Raw genomic sequence first — 18,247 nt, 5'->3', positions numbered from 1 at the left:
CGCCCACCCTCCTGTACAGTCTCTTCTCGCAGCGCAACGCACGAATCGCGCCGCGAAACCTGGTCCTGTGGAGCAGTTTGGAGTGCTCGCCACCCTGTCAAGGTGGAGGCCGCGGGTTCAAATCCCGTCAGGACCGCAGCGAGAGAGCCCGGATCTTCGGATCCGGGCTCTTCTGCGTCCCGGCTCTTCTGCGCCCCGGCCTCTCTACGTCGCGGCTCTTCTACGGCCGGGCCCCAGCCCTCATCCCCCACCACCACACCCCTGCCCGGCGCTCAGTGTGCCCCTCCCGGGCCCTCGCGCCGTCTTGACGGGGTTTCATTCGCTCGGTACCCAGAAACCAGGACCGCTCCCCGTGTGGCCCCCTGGAGGTGGCGTATGGCGGCATCGGCCAAGCACGAGACGCGAGCCCTGCTCCGCGCCCACCTGGCGGCCGCGTCGTCGTACCGGCATCTCACCCGTCACTGCCCGATCTGCCACTACCTGCTGCGCCTGGCGATGGAATCCACCCCCCGCGCCGCACAGGCCTCCGAGGAGGTCATGGAGGACGAGAGCCCGGCCCGGGCGTGACCGGGGGGCCGGCCCCAACACCCGCCCACACGTGGGTCGCTGGAGACCGGAAGCCCCTCTACCGCACCGCCGTCGACGCTAACAAGCCGCTTGGTATGTGACGGGTGTCACGGCATGAGTTTTGGAAAGTGCGGTACTTACACCCCGCCTACAACGGGTCAATTTAATATGTGCAATTGCACCCTCACCGCGGTGCCGCGCACAGAGGATCCGACACCCTCCCCCAGACTCCGACAAGGCCGCTCACAGCCCGTCGGCAGACGGACGGTCGACGCACAAAAAAGATCGCGCTGGACCCGGCGGAGTCCAGCGCGACCGACGACGCACCCTGTTATGTGTCTGAGTAGCTCTGACTTGCGTGGGCGAGGGGCCTGTTGGGGCAGGACCCGCGTCGCTTGGAGCTGTGGTTCCGAACGCCTCGGCCAGTTGGGGGAACCAGCCGGTTTGCCCGGTTATTCAGTTGTTCAGGCTTCGCTGCGCTGCTGCGGAATGCCCGCGAGCAGAGCGCGGACCTCTGCCTCGCGGTAGCGGCGATGCCCGCCGAGCGTGCGGATCGACGTGAGCTTGCCGGCCTTCGCCCACCGCGTGACCGTCTTGGGGTCGACGCGGAACATGGTGGCGACCTCAGCCGGGGTCAGCAGCGGCTCGGCATCAGGGGTGCGAGCGGTCATGAGCGGCCTCCTCGGGAGAACCGAACCTTCTCGGTTCTTTCCTCTAAATTCTGCACCTTGACCCGCGTTGCCCGAAATGGCGGACGCGAGTCGAGTCGGTTATAGGACGAACGGCTTGTCCTCGGCACTACAACTACACCATCTGTCCAGCCGCGTCGGCCAAACCGATGGAATTGCCCTCCCAGGTGTTCATCAGCGACGGAAGCCGATGGACCATGCCATAGCGGACAGTCACGCCGCTGTGACGATCAGTCACAGGGCGATCAGGAGGCACCAGACCCCCCAAAGCGTGCAATGCTGAGATTCCGCCCACACTGCAACGCAACGGGACGGAAGGAGCCCTCCCCGGACTCCTTGTCCTATTTTGGCATGAGGAGGGGCAAGGGGCGCAAGGGCCGCGTACGTGTACTCCGTCACGCTTGGCCTACTTGAGAGGTACGCCCGGATCGGGACCTACGTCCGATGTTGACGAGGCCTCAGCGAACGGAGGGCGCACTTCAGGAACATCGGTGCGAGGACGAAACCCCAAAACGGGCGGTACGTCAAACGTCAGTTCGTGACCGACCGGGAGCGTTCCGTAGGAGCCGAAGGTCAGAGGTCAGTTCGCCGAGCGAAGATCCCGTACGGAACGCCACCGCTCCACGAGCCGGGCGTACGCCGCGCCCGCCGCCGTCCCGTCACCCCGGCGCAGCGCGGCGATGCCCTCGGCCACGTCCGCCGCCGAATGGTCCTCCTCCAGCGCCCCGGCCGGCAGGGCGTGCACCAGGCCGCCGTAGTCCAGCTCCACGAGCGAGCGCGGGTGGAACTCCTCCAGCCAGCGCCCGACGTCCACCAAGCCGTCGATCAGCGGCCCCTCGTCCATGGCCTCCTTCAGGGCCCGCAGGCCCCGGGCCACGCGCCGCCGGGCCTGGACCATGGGCGTGCGGTAGCGCAGCACCGGCGGGCTGCCCGCGCTGTCGCCCTTGTCGTACTCGCGCTCCTCGTCGGAGACGAGCACGAACCAGTTGATCGGCACCTGCCAGGTCGCCGTGCGGATCCACGGCCGGGCGTCCGGGTTGATCGCCAGCCAGCGCTCGTAGTCCTGGGCGGCCTGACGCCGCAGGACGGGCGGCAGCACCGCGTCCATGACCGGCGGCGGGAGCTCCTCGGAGAGCTCGTCCAGGGCCAGCCAGCCGCGCAGCCGGGTGCGCCAGGGGCAGACGCAGACGACGCCGTCGATCTCGAGCACGAACGCGTCCTCGCTCTCGTGCACCGGCACCGGGACCGGCGGGGTGGGCGCCAAGTCGGCGAGCGCGCGGCGGAGTTCGTCCTGGTACGAGGGACGGTCCGGACGGCGGGCGTAACGGTCCCACTGGCTGCGCTCCGGCTCGGGGAAGGCGGCCAGCGGTTCGTACACGCGCAGGTAGGTCGCGTAGGGGACGATCACCGAGGACACCTTGGGCACGCCTGCTCCCTCCCCCGCGCTCCGACGGGAAAACCTGCGGAACCCACTCACAAACGCGCGGGAAATCTATGCAAATCGTCGCACGGGTGTACTCCAGTCGGAGGTGATCCTGAGCACTGTGCGGCCGGCGGGGCGGCCAGGCCCTAATCTCATGCTCAACAGTTCCCGCCACCCGCACGGGAGCTTGTCTCCACCCGCCGCACCTACTCAGGAGTCACCACAGTGACCGACGTAACCGGCGCGCCTGCTGATGTACTGCACACCCTGTTCCACTCGGACCAGGGGGGTCATGAGCAAGTCGTGCTCTGCCAGGACCGCGCGAGCGGCCTCAAGGCCGTCATCGCCCTCCACTCCACCGCGCTGGGCCCCGCGCTCGGCGGTACGCGCTTCTACCCGTACGCGAACGAGGCGGAGGCCGTCGCCGACGCGCTGAACCTCGCCCGCGGGATGTCGTACAAGAACGCTATGGCCGGTCTCGACCACGGCGGCGGCAAGGCCGTGATCATCGGCGACCCGGACACGATCAAGAGCGAGGAGCTGCTCCTCGCCTACGGCCGGTTCGTCGCCTCGCTCGGCGGCCGGTACGTCACCGCCTGCGACGTCGGCACGTACGTCGCCGACATGGACGTCGTGGCCCGCGAGTGCCGCTGGACCACCGGGCGCTCCCCCGAGAACGGCGGCGCCGGTGACTCCTCCGTCCTCACCGCCTACGGCGTCTACCAGGGCATGCGGGCCTCCGCGCAGCACCTGTGGGGCGACCCCTCGCTGCGCGGGAAGCGAGTCGGCATCGCCGGCGTCGGCAAGGTCGGCCACCACCTGGTGGAGCACCTGCGGGCGGAGGGCGCCGAGGTCGTCGTCACGGACGTGCGCGAGGAGGCCGTGGGCCGGATCCTCGCGGCCCATCCGACGGGCGTCACGGCCGTCGCCGACACCGCCACCCTGATCCGCGCCGAGGGCCTCGACATCTACGCCCCGTGCGCGCTCGGCGGTGCCCTGAACGACGACACGGTGCCGGCGCTCACCGCCAAGGTGGTCTGCGGCGCCGCCAACAACCAGCTCGCCCACCCGGGCGTCGAGAAGGACCTCGCCGACCGCGGGATCCTCTACGCGCCGGACTACGTGGTGAACGCGGGCGGGGTCATCCAGGTCGCCGACGAGCTGCACGGCTTCGACTTCGAGCGGTGCAAGGCGAAGGCGGCGAAGATCTTCGACACCACGCTGGCCATATTCGCACGTGCGAAGGAGGACGGCATTCCGCCGGCCGCCGCGGCCGACCGGATCGCCGAGCAGCGGATGCACGACGCCGCGCGGGCGCGCCGGACGCGCTGACACGGACCGCATCCGCGGGGCCCTCGTACGTTTGGCCGGTACCCGTCGGTGGGCAGTTAGAGAGAACTCTCACTTCTACCGGCGGGTCGACCGCCGATAAGTGGTTAAAATCGCGGTTGACCAGCGAGGACGGGGCGCCTCGAAGGTCCTGGGCGCGGGCACGTCATGCGGGCGACGTACCGTATGGGCGCGGGCTCAGGTACCGTGGAAGCCCTACGGACCGGTCTCTCTGCGGAGAGTCCGTGCCGGACCATGAACGCGTGTCAAGACTCTGGGGCCGTCGAGCCCCGTCGTTGAGGGGGTCGAGCCATGGGGCGCGGCCGGGCCAAGGCCAAGCAGACGAAGGTCGCCCGCCAGCTGAAGTACAACAGCGGTGGGACTGACCTCTCACGCCTGGCCGAGGAGCTGGGTGCATCGCCTTCGAATCCGCAGCCGCCTAACGGCGAGCCGTTCGAAGACGATGATCAGGACGAGGACCTGTACGCACGGTACGCCGACCTCTATGAGGACGACGACGAAGACGAGGACGGCCAGTCCTCGCAACACCGTCGCGGCGCTTGACCCTGCACTGAGCATTCACCCGGTCGGTGGCTGAAGGTCACCGACCGGGTTCTGTGCTGCCCGCGGGGTTACGGCCCCGCGGGCTCAGTCACCTCAGTTGGCGTAGTCACCGATCAGGGCGGCACCGGTGGTGTGCTCGCCCCGGTCCGTGATCTCTCCGGCCACCCAGGCGTCCACGCCGCGGTCGGCCAGGGTCGCCAGGGCCACGTCCACGGACTCCTGCGGCACGATCGCGATCATGCCGACGCCCATGTTCAGGGTCTTCTCCAGCTCCAGGCGCTCGACGTCGCCCGTCCGCCCGACGAGGTCGAAGATCGGCCCCGGGGTCCAGGTGGAGCGGTCGACGATGGCGTGCAGCTCGTCGGGGATGACCCGGGCCAGGTTGGCCGCGAGCCCGCCGCCGGTGACGTGGCTGAAGGCGTGCACCTCGGTGGTGCGCATCAGGGCCAGGCAGTCCAGCGAGTAGATCTTGGTGGGCTCCAGCAGCTCCTCGCCGAGGCTGCGGCCGAGCTCGTCGATGTGGGCGTCCAGGGCGAGACCGGCCTGCTTCAGCAGGACGTGCCGGACGAGGGAGTACCCGTTCGAGTGAAGACCGGAGGACGCCATGGCGATCACCGCGTCACCCGTCCGGATACGATCCGCGCCGAGCAGCCGGTCGGCCTCCACGACGCCCGTACCGGCGCCGGCGACATCGAAGTCGTCCTCGCCCAGCAGACCCGGGTGCTCGGCCGTCTCACCGCCGACCAGGGCGCAGCCGGCCAGCACACAGCCTTCCGCGATGCCCTTGACGATGGCGGCGACCCGCTCGGGGTGGACCTTGCCGACACAGATGTAGTCGGTCATGAACAGCGGCTCGGCGCCGCACACCACGATGTCGTCCATGACCATGGCGACCAGGTCGTGGCCGATGGAGTCGTAGACGCCCATCTGCCGGGCGATGTCGACCTTGGTGCCGACGCCGTCCGTGGCGGAGGCGAGCAGGGGCCGCTCGTAGTTCTTCAGGGCGGAGGCGTCGAAGAGTCCGGCGAAGCCGCCGAGGCCGCCGAGGACCTCGGGGCGCTGGGCTTTCTTCACCCACTCCTTCATCAGCTCGACGGCGCGGTCGCCGGCCTCGATGTCGACGCCCGCGGCTGCGTAGCTGGCGCCGCCCTCGGCACTGGGGTTCTCAGACATGGCTGTGAGAGCTTTCGTGTCGTACGGCAGGTGATACGGGCTGACTACGGGCGGCGGATCGCGTCGGCTGCGGCCGTGGCGGCCGGGCCGGCGGCCAGCTCGGTCTCCAGGAGCTGCTTGCCGAGCAGCTCGGGGTCCGGGAGGTCCATCGGGTACTCGCCGTCGAAGCAGGCACGGCAGAGGTTCGGCTTGGCGATGGTGGTCGCCTCGATCATGCCGTCGATGGAGATGTACGCCAGGGAGTCGGCGCCCATCGAGGTGCCGATCTCGTCGACGGTCATGCCGTTGGCGATGAGCTCGGCGCGGGTGGCGAAGTCGATGCCGAAGAAGCAGGGCCACTTCACGGGCGGCGAGGAGATCCGGATGTGGACCTCGGCGGCGCCCGCCTCGCGGAGCATGCGGACCAGGGCCCGCTGGGTGTTGCCGCGCACGATCGAGTCGTCGACGACGACCAGGCGCTTGCCCTTGATGACTTCCTTCAGCGGGTTCAGCTTCAGGCGGATGCCCAGCTGGCGGATGGTCTGCGAGGGCTGGATGAACGTGCGGCCGACGTAGGCGTTCTTCACCAGGCCGTTGCCGAAGGGGATGCCGGAGGCCTCCGCGTAGCCGATGGCGGCCGGGGTGCCCGATTCCGGGGTCGCTATGACCAGGTCGGCCTCGGCCGGGGCCTCCTTCGCCAGGCGGCGGCCCATCTCCACGCGGGAGAGGTAGACGTTCCGGCCGGCGATGTCGGTGTCCGGGCGGGCCAGGTACACGTACTCGAAGACGCAGCCCTTGGGCTTCGCGTCCGCGAATCGGGAGCTGCGCAGGCCGTTCTCGTCGATGGCGACGAACTCGCCCGGCTCGATCTCGCGGACGAAGCTGGCGCCGCAGATGTCGAGGGCCGCGGACTCGGAGGCGACGACCCAGCCGCGCTCCAGCCGGCCGAGGACCAGCGGGCGGATGCCCTGCGGGTCGCGGGCCGCGTACAGGGTGTGCTCGTCCATGAAGACGAGCGAGAAGGCGCCCTTGACCTGCGGAAGGACCGTGTGAGCGGCCTCTTCGATGGTCAGCGGCTTGCCGTCCTCGTCCGTCTGGGCCGCGAGGAGGGCGGTCAGCAGGTCGGTGTCGTTGGTGGCCGCCACGCGCGGCGTCCGGCCGCCCTCCTGCTTGGGCAGGTCGGCGACCATCTCGGCGAGCTGGGCGGTGTTGACGAGGTTGCCGTTGTGGCCGAGCGCGATGGAGCCGTGCCCGGTGGCACGGAACGTCGGCTGGGCGTTCTCCCATACGGACGCACCGGTGGTCGAGTAGCGGGCGTGACCGACCGCGATGTGACCCTGGAGCGAACCGAGGGAGGTCTCGTCGAAGACCTGGGAGACCAGGCCCATGTCCTTGAAGACGAGGATCTGTGAGCCGTTGCTGACCGCGATTCCCGCGGATTCCTGGCCTCGATGCTGGAGGGCGTAGAGCCCGAAGTACGTGAGCTTGGCGACCTCTTCGCCCGGAGCCCAGACACCGAAGACGCCACAAGCGTCCTGGGGGCCCTTCTCACCGGGGAGCAGGTCGTGGTTGAGTCGTCCGTCACCACGTGGCACGCCACCGAGTGTAGGCGAGGTCGACCACTGGTCCGAATTGGGGATTCCGGACTTTTCGTGGCTCACTGCTCGGCGACGGCTCGCACGCTCGTGCCGTTTTGGCTGGTCAGCGTGAGGGTGCGGTGATCGACTTCGTACTTCAGCTTCCCGTCGAAAAGTCGCAGCAGGGTCTTCTCGTCGGCCATGAGTGAGTCTTCGCACATCATTCGGGTCGTGGCCGCGGGGCCCAGGGTGATATCGCCGTCGCGCACGGTGGCCTCGGCGTTCACCTTGTTGCAGCCGAGGCTGCCGGAGACGGTGCCCTTCTTCGCGTCGAAGGTGAGGTGGGCGCGGCCGTCGGTGCGCGGGGTCGTGACGGTCCACCTGGTGCCGCTCAGCGGGGTGTCCCCGGCCTTGGTCAGGCGGACGGTGTCGCCGCGCTCGGTGGTGAGGGTGAGGCGGTCGCCGGCCACCCGGGCCCTGAACTCCTGGTCGGAGAGCGTGCGCGCGAGGGTCTGCTCGAACTCCATGGGCTTGTTCTCGCAGGCCATCTCCGTGGCCCGGGTCTTGCTGAGCCTTACGCGGTCGCCGTCGACGGTGGCCTCGGCGCCGAAGTTGTTGCAGCCGAAGCTGCCCTCGGCCCGGCCCTTGTCGATGGTCACGTGGGCGCCGGTCGGGGCCTTCTGGGTCCTGCCGTCGGCGGTGACGCTGTCCACGTTCCACCGCACGCCGGTCACCGGCTTCCCGGCACCGACCGAGGTGCTTCCGCCGTCCGCCTTCTCACTGCCGCAGGCCGCCACGACCGGGACGAGCATGGCGGCGGCCGTCAGGGTGATGCGCTGCTTCTGCCTGTCCATGCCGCTTCGACGGGGCACCCGGGGGGATCGGTTCCCCTTATGTCATCAGCGGCAGGTAGGCCGACAGGTCCGCGCGCTCGCCGCTCGCGCTGACCTCGGCGTCCTGGAGCGCCTGCTGCCAGGTCAGCCGCCCGGTCGCCAGCCGGATCCAGGTGAGCGGGTCCGTCTCGACGACGCTGGGCGGGGTGCCGCGGGTGTGCCTCGGCCCCGCCACGCACTGCACCACCGCGTACGGCGGCACCCGCACCTCGGTGGAGCCGCCGGGCGCCTTCGCGGCCAGCGCGTCGGCGAGCAGCCGGGTGCAGGCGGCCAGGGCCTGACGGTCGTAGCCGATGTCCAGGCCGGGGACGGCGGCGTCGAGGTCGTCGGTGTGGACGACGAGTTCGACGGTCCGGGTGACGACGTAGTCGGCGAGGGGGAGGGCGCCGGCGCTGGTGGGGAGCAGCCGGCCCGCTGGGTGCGCGTCGAGGTTCGCCGTGAAGCGGTGCTCGGCGCCGGTGAGGTGGGCGTCGAGGTCCTGGTGTTCCTCGGCCAGGCGGCGGGCCGTGTCGGCGATGGCGGGGGCGTCGGCGGCGATGGCGAACGGCCAGTCGAGCAGGCGGGCGTCCTGCGCCGCGGGTTCCGGCTCCTCGAGCAGCCGGTCCACGGCGTCCAGGGCCATGGCGCAGTGCGCGGCCAGGTCTCGCACGGTCCAGTCGCCGAGGCGCGTGGGCAGGGCGAGCTGCTCGGGCGTCAGGGTGGCCACGGCGGCCCGTATGTTCCCGAACTGGGCGAGCACGGCCGCGCGGATCTTGGCGGGGTCGTAACTACGGGTGCGCTTCTTGGCCGGTGGCATGGGGTCAGCCTAGGACGGCGGCTCCGGAGGGCTTCTCGAAGGTCTCCTCGTGAGGGCGACCTGCACGGACAGGCCCCGCACGTCACCGTGCGGGGCCTCGTCGTCGAACTGCCTCGGCGGCTACGCCAGCAGCGCCGGGATCGTCGCCTCGTGCTTCTCACGCAGCTCGGCCAGGGAGAGCGCGAACTCGCCCTGGACGTCCACGGAGTCACCGTCCACGACACCGATACGGGTGGCCGGGAGGCCCCGCGCCCCGCACATGTCGTTGAAGCGGACCTCCTCCGACCGCGGCACGGCGACGACCGCACGGCCCGCCGACTCGGAGAAGAGGAAGGTGAAGGCGTCCAGACCGTCCGGGACGATCAGGCGGGCGCCCTTCTCCCCGAGCAGCGCCGACTCGACCACGGCCTGGATCAGACCGCCGTCGGACAGGTCGTGCGCGGAGTCGATCATGCCGTCGCGGGAGGCGGAGATCAGGATCTCGGCGAGCAGCCGCTCACGCTCCAGGTCCACCTGCGGCGGCATCCCGCCCAGATGGTCGTGGACGACCTGGGACCAGGCCGAACCGCCGAACTCCTCACGCGTGTCGCCGAGGAGGTAGAGCAGCTGGCCCTCCTCCTGGAAGGCGACCGGGGTGCGGCGGGCCACGTCGTCGATGACGCCGAGGACCGCGACCACCGGGGTCGGGTGGATGGCCGCCTCGCCCGTCTGGTTGTAGAGCGAGACGTTGCCGCCGGTCACCGGGGTGCCCAGCTGCTGACACGCGTCCGCCAGACCGCGCACGGCCTCCGCGAACTGCCACATCACCGCGGGGTCCTCGGGCGAGCCGAAGTTCAGGCAGTCGGACACGGCGAGCGGCTTGGCGCCGGTGGTGGCGACGTTGCGGTACGCCTCCGCCAGGGCCAGCTGGGCGCCGTGGTACGGGTCCAGCTTCGCGTACCGGCCGTTGCCGTCCGTCGCGATGGCCACGCCGAGGCCGGTCTCCTCGTCGATCCGGATCATGCCGGAGTCCTCGGGCTGGGCGAGGACCGTGTTGCCCTGCACGAAGTGGTCGTACTGGGAGGTGATCCAGGACTTGGAGGCCTGGTTCGGGGAGCCGACCAGCTTCAGGACCTGGTCCTTCAGCTCCTCGGACGTCTGCGGGCGCGGCAGCTTGTTCGCGTCGTCGGCCTGGAGGGTGTCCTGCCAGTCGGGACGGGCGTACGGGCGCTCGTAGACCGGGCCCTCGTGGGCGACCGTGCGCGGGTCGACGTCGACGATCTTGCCGCCGTGCCAGTAGATCTCCAGGCGGTCGCCGTCGGTCACCTCACCGATGACGGTGGCGATGACGTCCCACTTCTCGCAGATCTCCAGGAAGCGGTCGACCTTCTCCGGCTCGACGACAGCGCACATGCGCTCCTGCGACTCGCTCATGAGGATCTCCTCGGGCGAGAGCGTGGAGTCGCGCAGGGGGACGTCGTCCAGGGTGACGCGCATGCCGCCGGAGCCGTTGGAGGCGAGCTCGGAGGTGGCGCAGGACAGACCGGCGGCGCCGAGGTCCTGGATGCCGACGACGAGCTTCTCGGCGAAGGCCTCCAGGGTGCACTCGATGAGGAGCTTCTCCTGGAAGGGGTCGCCGACCTGCACGGCCGGGCGCTTCGACGGCTTGGCGTCGTCGAAGGTCTCCGAGGCGAGGATCGACGCGCCGCCGATGCCGTCGCCGCCGGTCCGGGCCCCGTACAGGATGACCTTGTTGCCCGCGCCGGACGCCTTCGCGAGGTGGATGTCCTCGTGCCGCATGACACCGATGGCACCGGCGTTGACCAGCGGGTTGCCCTGGTAGCAGGCGTCGAAGACGACCTCGCCGCCGATGTTGGGCAGGCCCAGGCAGTTGCCGTAGCCGCCGATGCCGGCGACGACACCCGGGAGGACGCGCTTGGTGTCGGGGTGGTCGGCCGCGCCGAACCGCAGTGGGTCGACGACCGCGACCGGGCGGGCGCCCATGGCGATGATGTCGCGGACGATGCCGCCGACACCGGTGGCCGCGCCCTGGTAGGGCTCGACGTACGACGGGTGGTTGTGCGACTCGACCTTGAAGGTGACCGCATAGCCCTGGCCGACGTCCACGACACCGGCGTTCTCGCCGATGCCGACGAGCATCGCGTCGGACTGGGGGGCCTTCTCGCCGAACTGGCGCAGGTGGACCTTGCTGCTCTTGTACGAGCAGTGCTCCGACCACATCACCGAGTACATGGCGAGCTCGGCGCCCGTGGGGCGGCGGCCGAGGATCTCGACCACGCGCTCGTACTCGTCCTTCTTCAGGCCCAGTTCGGCCCAGGGCAGCTCGACGTCGGGGGTCGCGGCCGCGTGTTCGACCGTGTCCAGAGGCGTCCGGCTCATGCGTTGACCAGCTTCTTGAGGATCGAGGTGAAGAACGGGAGACCGTCGGTGCGGCCGGTGCCGATCAGCGGCTCCACGGCGTGCTCGGGGTGCGGCATGAGGCCGACCACGTTGCCGGCCGCGTTGGTGACGCCGGCGATGTCCCGCTGCGAACCGTTGGGGTTGAAGTCCAGGTACCGGAAGGCGACCCGGCCCTCGGCCTCCAGCTCGTCGAGCGTGTACGCGTCGGCCACGTACTGCCCGTCGTTGTTCTTCAGCGGGATGTGGATCTCCTGGCCGGCCGCGTAGTCGGTGGTCCAGGCGGTCTCGGCGTTCTCCACCCGCAGCTTCTGGTCACGGCAGATGAAGTGCAGGTGGTCGTTGCGCAGCATCGTGCCGGGCAGCAGGTGGGCCTCGGTGAGGATCTGGAAGCCGTTGCAGATGCCGAGCACCGGCAGACCGGCCTTCGCCTGCTCCAGCAGGGGCTCCATCACCGGCGAGAAACGGGCGATGGCGCCGGCGCGCAGATAGTCGCCGTAGGAGAAACCACCGCACAGCACCACGGCGTCGACCTGCTTGAGGTCCTTGTCCTTGTGCCACAGGGCGACCGGTTCGGCGCCCGCGACGCGGATCGCGCGCTGCGTGTCGCGGTCGTCCAGACTGCCGGGGAAAGTGACGACGCCAATACGAGCGGTCACTTCACGGCCTCCGCGACTTCCTCGACCCGGACGGTGAAGTCCTCGATGACGGTGTTCGCGAGGAAGGACTCCGCAAGATCATGAATGCGGGCGAGGGCGGCCTCGTCGACCGGCCCGTCAACTTCCAGTTCGAAACGCTTTCCCTGGCGGACGTCCGAGATCCCGTCGAAACCCAGCCGCGGCAGTGCGCGCTGCACCGCCTGGCCCTGGGGGTCGAGGATCTCCGGCTTGAGCATGACGTCGACTACGACGCGTGCCACTGGCACTCCCGGTGTGTGGTGCTGAGCAGGTCCCTTCAGACTACCCGCACAAAATTTCTACGCGCGTCGACTTGTAGGAATCTACGTGACCGTCATCACGATCCGGCATCGACGGGCGCACACACGAGAATTTCCGGGAAAGATTCCGACTCGATACCCGAAACCTATTGCGCCCACCCGTCTCCCGCCACCACGCTTCCAACGAAGTCGCTCCGCTCGCCCCTTGATTTTGGACACGCGGAAGGATTTAGTCGGGCTTCACAATGCATTGCCGGGCACTGTACAAACTAATTGGCAAAGTGCCGCATGAAGGGACCGATATTCGTGGCGCAGAAGGTCGTGGTCACTCTCTTTGACGACATCGACGGCTCGGAAGCGACGGAAACGATCGCCTTCGGACTGGACGGCAGGTCGTACGAGATCGACCTGAGCGAAGTCAACGCCGGAGAACTGCGGAAGGCGCTCGCGCCCTACGTGGAGGCCGGCCGCAAGCGGTCCCGCTCGGGCCGGGCGTACCGGCAGACGGAGGTCGCCCCCGACCCGTCGGCCGTACGGGCCTGGGCCCAGGCCAACAAGATGGAGGTCCCCGCGCGCGGGCGCATCCCCAAGAAGGTCTACGAGGCGTTCACCGCCGCGCAGTGACGGCCCGGTGAGCCCGGGCCCCACGGCCGGTCACCCGCCCCTCGCGGCAACCGACTTGCGCAGCACCCCTGCTGATCAGTTAGAGTCTGGAGCACGCCGAGGGGCGAAGCCGAAAGGCCCAGCTCACGGAAACATGCGGGTGTAGTTCAGTAGTAGAACATCCCCCTTCCAGGGGGAAGGCGCAGTGTGCGATTCCTGTCACCCGCTCTGCACCGCCGTACCGACCACGCTTGTGGATCAGGTAGGCTGGTGCTCGCACCGGCCAGTGAAAGCTGGTCGGGGGCAAAAATGCGGACGTAGCTCAGTTGGTAGAGCGCAACCTTGCCAAGGTTGAGGTCGCGAGTTCGAACCTCGTCGTCCGCTCGGGAATGAGACCCCGGTCCTGATGGACCGGGGTCTTTTCGTGTCCGCCGAGCGTCCCTCGGATGTCTTCGGGCGTCCGTCTGACATTTGTCATGCCGAGTGATGACAGCGCGCACTGCAACCGGCCCCGGCGGGCCGGGACGCTGAAGGCATGGAGACGAACGAACACGAACACGTGATTGAGGTCACTGACCTGCGACGTGTCTACGGGGGCGGGTTCGAGGCGGTACGCGGAATCGACTTCTCCGTACGGCGCGGAGAGATCTTCGCCCTGCTGGGCACCAACGGCGCGGGAAAGACGTCGACCGTCGAACTGCTGGAGGGCCTCGCGGCACCCGCGGACGGCCGGGTGCGGGTCCTCGGGCACGACCCGTACACCGAGCGGGCCCTCGTACGGCCCCGCACCGGCGTGATGCTCCAGGAAGGCGGCTTTCCGTCCGAGCTGACCGTCGCGGAGACCGCGCGCATGTGGGCGGGCTGTGTGAGCGGGGCCCGGCCTCCGGCCGAGGTGCTGGCACTGGTCGGCCTGGAGTCGAAGGCCCGCGTCCGGGTGAAGCAGCTGTCCGGCGGCCAGAAGCGCCGCCTGGACCTGGCGCTCGCGCTGCTCGGCGACCCCGAGGTGCTCTTCCTCGACGAACCGTCCACCGGCCTGGACGCCGAAGGCCGCCGGGACACCTGGGAGTTGGTGAGCGCACTGCGCGACGGCGGTACGACGGTGCTGCTGACCACGCACTACCTGGAGGAGGCGGAGTACCTCGCCGACCGCCTCGCGATCATGCACGAGGGCCGGATCGCCGCCACCGGCACACCGGCCGAGGTGACCGCCGCACAGCCGTCGCGGATCTCCTTCGAGCTCCCCGAGGGCTACTTCGTCGGCGACCTCCCGCCGCTCGACGAGCTGGGCGTGGGCGGGCACGACACCGACGGCCGGATCGTCCGGCTGCGCACCCGCGAACTGCAGCGGACGGCCACCGGACTGCTGACGTGGGCCGCACAGGCCCGGGTCGAACTGCGCCGCCTGGACGTGCGGTCGGCCTCCCTGGAGGAGGCGTTCCTCGGGATCGCCAAGGAGGTCTCCGCCGAGCGGACCACCGGCACGAACGCGAAGGAGTACGCGGCATGAGCGCCACCCACACGACAGCCCGCCCGGCATCGGCGGCGACCACTGCGCTGAGCCGGATGACGGCTCTGGCGCGCGCCGAACTGACCCTCCTCGGACGGACCAAGGGCGCGCTGGTCGCCGCCGTGTTCGTGCCGCTGGTGATGCCGGTCAGCGTGCGGGCGGCGGCCAAGGACATGGACCTCGCCGGAGCCGGGCTGAACACCGGCACCCTGGTGCTCCCCGCCTCGATCGGCTTCTCCCTGCTCTTCGCCGTCTACTCGGTGCTCGTCGGCAGCTACGTCGTCCGGCGCGAGGAACTCGTCCTCAAGCGGCTGCGCACCGGTGAGCTGCGGGACTTCGAGATCCTGGCCGGTTCCGCGCTGCCCGCCGTCCTCACCGGGCTCGTGCAGTGCCTGGTGCTGACGGCGGCCTGCACCACGCTGCTGGACCTGTCCGCGCCGTCGGCGCCCCACATGGTCGTCGCCGGCGTGCTGTTGGGGCTGGTGCTGTGTGCCGCCCTCGCCGCGGCCACCGCGGCCTTCACCCGGACCGGCGAGAGCGCCCAGGCCACACCGATGCCCCTGATGCTCGTCTCGATGATGGGCTCCGGCATGTTCATCCCGCTGGAGCTGCTGCCGGACAAGCTGGCCTCCGTCTGCGAACTGCTGCCGCTGACGCCCGTCGTCAGCCTGGTGCGCGGCGGCTGGACCGGAGACCTGTCCGCCTCCGACGCACTGGGCGCCGTCGCCACCGCGGTGGCCTGGATCGCCATCGCCGTGTTTGCTGTACAGCGGCGGTTCCGCTGGGAACCGCGGCGCTGAGACCGGAGGGGGAGGGGCGGGCTGATGCGCGGGCCGGGCAGGTGGTGGCGGCGGAAGACCACGCCGGAGAAGGTCGAGACGTACACGCGGTGGTCGTTCCACCTCTTCGGAGTGATGGAGTTCCTCTCCGCCGGGGTCACGTCCTTCGCTCCCCTGGGGCCACGGCTGGGCGGCTGGGTCCTGCTGATGGTGGGCGTGCACGCCGCGGTGTGCTTCGCCACCGTGTCCCGCGCGCTGGACTGGACGCGTGGCCGCAGGCCCCAGCCCGTGGGACTGCTGTGCACCCTGGCGGCCGTCACCGCCGCGATATCGGCCGCCGCGCTCGGCATCGCCGAGCACGGACCGGACCGTGAGGGTGTCGACACCGCCGCGGGTGGTGTCTTCGGCGTCGTCCTGATCTTCGGTCCGGGCATCATCGCGCTCGGCGTCCGCAACCGGCGGCGCGCTTTCGGGATCGCGGGCGGCTTCGCGGCGGGCGCCTGGGCCGTGGCCGTCGCATTCGGTGCCTCCCCGTTCGCCGCGCTCGTCACCGCGTTGATCGTGCTGCTCGGCGGCACGTTCATCGCCTTCGTAGCCGTCTTCTCCGTGTGGTTGCTCGACGCCGTCTACGAACTCGACGAGGCCCGCGAGACCCGGGCCCGGCTCGCCGTCGCCGAGGAACGGCTCAGGTTCGGGCGGGATCTGCACGACGTCATGGGACGCAACCTCGCCGTGATCGCGCTCAAGAGCGAACTGGCCGTGCAGCTCGCCCAGCGGGGACGGCCGGAGGCCGTGGCGCAGATGGTCGAGGTGCAGCGGCTCGCGCACGAGTCGCAGCGGGAGGTACGGGAGGTCGTCCGCGGCTATCGCGAGGTCGACCTCGGGGCGGAACTCGCCGGGGCGCAGGGTGTGCTGACCGCGGCCGGCATCGACTGCACGGTGACCGGACGGCCCCCGGCGGGGCTGCCGGCCGGGGTGCAGTCCGCCCTGGGGTGGGTCGTCCGGGAGGCGGCCACGAATGTGCTGCGGCACGGGGATCCGCGACGGTGCGGGATACGGCTGCGGGTGTCGGAGGAGCGGGTGGTGTTGTCCGTGGAGAACGACGGGGTGCTCCCGGAGGCTGAGGCCGGGGTGTCCGGATCTTCCGGCTCGGGACTCGCCGGGCTGCGGGAGCGGCTGGCGGAGATCGACGGGACGTTGGAGGCGGGGCCTGCGGGAAAGGGGATCTTCCGGCTGACGGCGGAGATTCCCCTGCCGTCCGTGCCTGCCCCCTCCGGCCTCGTCCCGTCCAACGCCGCCGTGCGATCCGTGAGTGAGGTCACTCCATGACGGCCGTGGAGCCCGTACGGCTGCTGCTCGCCGACGACGAGCACCTCATCCGTGGGGCGCTCGCCGCGCTGCTGGCGCTGGAGGACGACCTCATGATCGTCGCCGAGGCGGCCACCGGGCCGGAGGCGATGGCGATGGCCCGGGCGCACAAGCCCGACGTCGCGGTACTGGATCTCCAGATGCCCGGCGCCGACGGTGTGAAGGTCGCCACATCCCTGCGCGCCGAACTGCCCGCCTGCAAGGTACTCATCGTCACCAGCCACGGGAGGCCCGGGCATCTGAAGCGGGCGCTGGCGGCCGGGGTGCGGGGGTTCGTGCCGAAGACCGTGAGCGCGCAGCGGCTCGCGGAGATCATCCGCACGGTGCACGCGGGTAACCGGTACGTCGACCCGGAGTTGGCCGCCGACGCGATCGCCGCCGGGGACTCGCCGCTGACCGTGCGGGAGGCCGAGGTGCTGGAACTGGCCGCCGACGGTGCGCCCGTGGCGGAGATCGCGGAGCGGGCCGCGCTGTCGCAGGGGACCGTGCGGAACTACCTGTCGTCGGCGGTGTCGAAGCTCGGGGCGGAGAACCGGCATGCGGCGGTGCGGCTCGCGCGGGAGCGAGGTTGGGTATAGTGGGTCTCGCGCCACGGCGCATGCGAACGTAGCTCAGTTGGTAGAGCGCAACCTTGCCAAGGTTGAGGTCGCGAGTTCGAACCTCGTCGTTCGCTCCAGTGAGAAGCCCCCCGGTTCCGGCCGGGGGGCTTCCGCGTTTCCTGCCTACGTCCAGGTCGTGCCGGTCAGGCGCTCGTACGCCTCCACGTACTTGGCGCGGGTGGCGTCGACGACCTGCTGGGGCAGCGGGGGCGGCGGCTGCTCGCTCTTCCGGTCCCAGCCGGACTCCGCCGAGGTCAGCCAGTCCCGCACGAACTGCTTGTCGTACGACGGCTGCGCACGGCCCGGCTGCCACTGGTCGGCCGGCCAGAAGCGGGAGGAGTCCGCCGTGAGGACCTCGTCCGCGAGGATCAGATCGTCGCCGTCGAAGCCGAACTCGAACTTGGTGTCCGCGAGGATGATGCCCCGCTCCCGGGCGATGTCCCGGCCCCGCGAGTAGACGGCGAGGGTCGCCTGGCGCAGCCGGGCCGCGGTGTCCGCGCCGACCTGGCGGGCGACCTCCTCGTAGGAGACGTTCTCGTCGTGCTCGCCGACGGCGGCCTTGGTGGCCGGGGTGAAGATCGGGGCGGGCAGTTCGCTGCCGTCGACCAGGCCCTCGGGGAGGGCGAGGCCGCAGACCGTCCGGGTCTCGTTGTACTCGACGAGGCCCGAGCCGGTGAGGTAGCCGCGGGCCACGCATTCCACGGGGACCATCTGGAGTGACTTGCAGACCAGCGTGCGGCCCGCCCAGTCGGCCGGGGCTCCCGCGGGCAGCTCGGTGCTCAGGACGTGGTTCGGGATCAGGTCGGCGAGCTGGTCGAACCACCACAGGGAGAGCTGAGTGAGGACCCGGCCCTTGTCGGGGATCTCGGTCGGCAGCACCCAGTCGTACGCGGACATGCGGTCGCTGGCGACCATCACGAGGTCGCCCGCCTCGTTCTGGTACAGCTCGCGCACCTTGCCGGTGTGCAGGTGCACCAGACCCGGAACCTGGAGCGGCTCGGGCTTTTCTACGAATCCGGACACGGTTCCTCCCCGTGGTTCTGTCCAATGTGCTGATTCTCCCGTAT

18 protein-coding genes and 4 tRNA genes are annotated in these 18,247 nt (G+C 70.0%); 12 read left to right on the top strand and 10 right to left on the bottom strand.

What is annotated here, in order from left to right; all coding sequences use genetic code 11:
• The first annotated feature begins 61 nt into the window (after positions 1–61).
• Together ABEA82_RS13555 and ABEA82_RS13550 are read left to right on the top strand one after the other, a co-directional pair.
• Positions 62–136 (top strand) — tRNA-Asp (locus ABEA82_RS13555).
• Positions 137–375: 239 nt separating this feature from the next.
• Positions 376–567, top strand: coding sequence for a DUF6274 family protein (locus ABEA82_RS13550; protein WP_345661653.1), 192 nt, complete (start codon positions 376–378; stop codon positions 565–567).
• Between the two features lie 464 nt (positions 568–1,031).
• Here ABEA82_RS13550 and bldC read toward each other — a convergent pair whose 3' ends face one another.
• Both bldC and ABEA82_RS13540 read right to left on the bottom strand, forming a co-directional pair.
• Positions 1,032–1,238 (bottom strand): developmental transcriptional regulator BldC, encoded by a 207-nt coding sequence (gene bldC, locus ABEA82_RS13545; RefSeq protein ID WP_003949541.1) that lies wholly within the window; start codon positions 1,236–1,238, stop codon positions 1,032–1,034.
• Between the two features lie 598 nt (positions 1,239–1,836).
• Positions 1,837–2,682 (bottom strand): DUF8083 family protein, encoded by an 846-nt coding sequence (locus ABEA82_RS13540; protein ID WP_345661652.1) that lies wholly within the window; start codon positions 2,680–2,682, stop codon positions 1,837–1,839.
• A gap of 222 nt (positions 2,683–2,904) precedes the next feature.
• Between ABEA82_RS13540 and ABEA82_RS13535 the strand changes: the two genes are divergently transcribed.
• Together ABEA82_RS13535 and ABEA82_RS13530 are read left to right on the top strand one after the other, a co-directional pair.
• Positions 2,905–4,011, top strand: coding sequence for a Leu/Phe/Val dehydrogenase (locus tag ABEA82_RS13535; protein WP_345661651.1), 1,107 nt, complete (start codon positions 2,905–2,907; stop codon positions 4,009–4,011).
• Between the two features lie 309 nt (positions 4,012–4,320).
• Entirely contained in the window at positions 4,321–4,572 is a 252-nt protein-coding gene (locus ABEA82_RS13530) for a DUF3073 domain-containing protein (protein ID WP_345661650.1), read from the top strand.
• Positions 4,573–4,665: 93 nt separating this feature from the next.
• Here the strand turns inward: ABEA82_RS13530 and purM are convergent, their stop codons facing one another.
• From purM to purS, 7 genes are all read right to left on the bottom strand, one after another.
• Complete coding sequence (gene purM / locus ABEA82_RS13525; protein ID WP_345661649.1) at positions 4,666–5,745, bottom strand: phosphoribosylformylglycinamidine cyclo-ligase; 1,080 nt, start codon at positions 5,743–5,745, stop codon at positions 4,666–4,668.
• A gap of 44 nt (positions 5,746–5,789) precedes the next feature.
• Entirely contained in the window at positions 5,790–7,319 is a 1,530-nt protein-coding gene (gene purF / locus ABEA82_RS13520; protein WP_345661648.1) for an amidophosphoribosyltransferase, read from the bottom strand.
• Between the two features lie 62 nt (positions 7,320–7,381).
• Entirely contained in the window at positions 7,382–8,155 is a 774-nt protein-coding gene (locus ABEA82_RS13515) for an META domain-containing protein (protein WP_345661647.1), read from the bottom strand.
• Between the two features lie 37 nt (positions 8,156–8,192).
• Positions 8,193–8,990, bottom strand: a complete 798-nt coding sequence (locus ABEA82_RS13510; RefSeq protein ID WP_345661646.1) for a maleylpyruvate isomerase family mycothiol-dependent enzyme — start codon at positions 8,988–8,990, stop codon at positions 8,193–8,195.
• Positions 8,991–9,110: 120 nt separating this feature from the next.
• The gene (gene purL, locus ABEA82_RS13505) at positions 9,111–11,369 is read right to left on the bottom strand and encodes a phosphoribosylformylglycinamidine synthase subunit PurL (protein WP_345661645.1); all 2,259 of its coding nucleotides are present in this window, start codon (positions 11,367–11,369) and stop codon (positions 9,111–9,113) included.
• Positions 11,366–12,046 (bottom strand): phosphoribosylformylglycinamidine synthase subunit PurQ, encoded by a 681-nt coding sequence (gene purQ / locus ABEA82_RS13500; RefSeq protein ID WP_345661644.1) that lies wholly within the window; start codon positions 12,044–12,046, stop codon positions 11,366–11,368. The genes purL and purQ overlap by 4 nt, the downstream gene beginning before the upstream one ends.
• On the bottom strand, positions 12,043–12,306 hold the full coding sequence (gene purS / locus ABEA82_RS13495) for a phosphoribosylformylglycinamidine synthase subunit PurS (protein WP_030251612.1): 264 nt from the start codon (positions 12,304–12,306) through the stop codon (positions 12,043–12,045). The genes purQ and purS overlap by 4 nt, the downstream gene beginning before the upstream one ends.
• A gap of 324 nt (positions 12,307–12,630) precedes the next feature.
• Between purS and ABEA82_RS13490 the strand changes: the two genes are divergently transcribed.
• From ABEA82_RS13490 to ABEA82_RS13455, 8 genes are all read left to right on the top strand, one after another.
• Positions 12,631–12,948 (top strand): histone-like nucleoid-structuring protein Lsr2, encoded by a 318-nt coding sequence (locus ABEA82_RS13490; protein ID WP_345661724.1) that lies wholly within the window; start codon positions 12,631–12,633, stop codon positions 12,946–12,948.
• Positions 12,949–13,083: 135 nt separating this feature from the next.
• Positions 13,084–13,155: transfer RNA gene (locus ABEA82_RS13485), tRNA-Gly, on the top strand.
• An 83-nt stretch (positions 13,156–13,238) separates the two neighbouring features.
• A tRNA-Gly gene (locus tag ABEA82_RS13480) sits at positions 13,239–13,311 on the top strand.
• A 151-nt stretch (positions 13,312–13,462) separates the two neighbouring features.
• Positions 13,463–14,434 carry an ABC transporter ATP-binding protein gene (locus tag ABEA82_RS13475; RefSeq protein ID WP_345661643.1) on the top strand — a complete coding sequence of 324 codons (972 nt, stop codon included), beginning with the start codon at positions 13,463–13,465 and terminating at the stop codon, positions 14,432–14,434.
• Complete coding sequence (locus tag ABEA82_RS13470; RefSeq protein ID WP_345661642.1) at positions 14,431–15,234, top strand: ABC transporter permease; 804 nt, start codon at positions 14,431–14,433, stop codon at positions 15,232–15,234. The genes ABEA82_RS13475 and ABEA82_RS13470 overlap by 4 nt, the downstream gene beginning before the upstream one ends.
• 24 nt (positions 15,235–15,258) lie before the next feature.
• A complete protein-coding gene (locus ABEA82_RS13465) occupies positions 15,259–16,542 on the top strand; it encodes a sensor histidine kinase (RefSeq protein ID WP_345661641.1) in 1,284 nt (427 codons plus the stop codon).
• On the top strand, positions 16,539–17,159 hold the full coding sequence (locus ABEA82_RS13460) for a response regulator (RefSeq protein ID WP_345661640.1): 621 nt from the start codon (positions 16,539–16,541) through the stop codon (positions 17,157–17,159). Before ABEA82_RS13465 ends, ABEA82_RS13460 begins: the two co-directional genes overlap by 4 nt.
• 22 nt (positions 17,160–17,181) lie before the next feature.
• Positions 17,182–17,257, top strand: a tRNA-Gly gene (locus ABEA82_RS13455).
• A gap of 46 nt (positions 17,258–17,303) precedes the next feature.
• On the opposite strand, the gene ABEA82_RS13450 is transcribed toward ABEA82_RS13455, so the two are convergent.
• Positions 17,304–18,203 (bottom strand): phosphoribosylaminoimidazolesuccinocarboxamide synthase, encoded by a 900-nt coding sequence (locus ABEA82_RS13450; protein ID WP_345661639.1) that lies wholly within the window; start codon positions 18,201–18,203, stop codon positions 17,304–17,306.
• Positions 18,204–18,247 lie beyond the last annotated feature (44 nt).

The sequence above is a fragment of the Streptomyces venetus genome, assembly GCF_039540295.1.
Classification (GTDB): Bacteria; Actinomycetota; Actinomycetes; order Streptomycetales; family Streptomycetaceae; genus Streptomyces; species Streptomyces venetus.
Note: the sequence above shows the minus strand (reverse complement) of the source record. Positions and strands in the feature narration are given on the sequence as shown.

Excerpts from the sequence above, each read along its gene's own strand:
- ABEA82_RS13550 (WP_345661653.1), top strand. The coding sequence starts at position 376 with ATGGCGGCATCGGCCAAGCACGAGACGCGAGCCCTGCTCCGCGCCCAC.
- bldC (WP_003949541.1), bottom strand. The coding sequence starts at position 1,238 with ATGACCGCTCGCACCCCTGATGCCGAGCCGCTGCTGACCCCGGCTGAG.
- ABEA82_RS13530 (WP_345661650.1), top strand. The coding sequence starts at position 4,321 with ATGGGGCGCGGCCGGGCCAAGGCCAAGCAGACGAAGGTCGCCCGCCAG.
- purM (WP_345661649.1), bottom strand. The coding sequence starts at position 5,745 with ATGTCTGAGAACCCCAGTGCCGAGGGCGGCGCCAGCTACGCAGCCGCG.
- ABEA82_RS13515 (WP_345661647.1), bottom strand. The coding sequence starts at position 8,155 with ATGGACAGGCAGAAGCAGCGCATCACCCTGACGGCCGCCGCCATGCTC.
- ABEA82_RS13510 (WP_345661646.1), bottom strand. The coding sequence starts at position 8,990 with ATGCCACCGGCCAAGAAGCGCACCCGTAGTTACGACCCCGCCAAGATC.
- purL (WP_345661645.1), bottom strand. The coding sequence starts at position 11,369 with ATGAGCCGGACGCCTCTGGACACGGTCGAACACGCGGCCGCGACCCCC.
- ABEA82_RS13475 (WP_345661643.1), top strand. The coding sequence starts at position 13,463 with ATGGAGACGAACGAACACGAACACGTGATTGAGGTCACTGACCTGCGA.
- ABEA82_RS13470 (WP_345661642.1), top strand. The coding sequence starts at position 14,431 with ATGAGCGCCACCCACACGACAGCCCGCCCGGCATCGGCGGCGACCACT.
- ABEA82_RS13465 (WP_345661641.1), top strand. The coding sequence starts at position 15,259 with ATGCGCGGGCCGGGCAGGTGGTGGCGGCGGAAGACCACGCCGGAGAAG.
- ABEA82_RS13460 (WP_345661640.1), top strand. The coding sequence starts at position 16,539 with ATGACGGCCGTGGAGCCCGTACGGCTGCTGCTCGCCGACGACGAGCAC.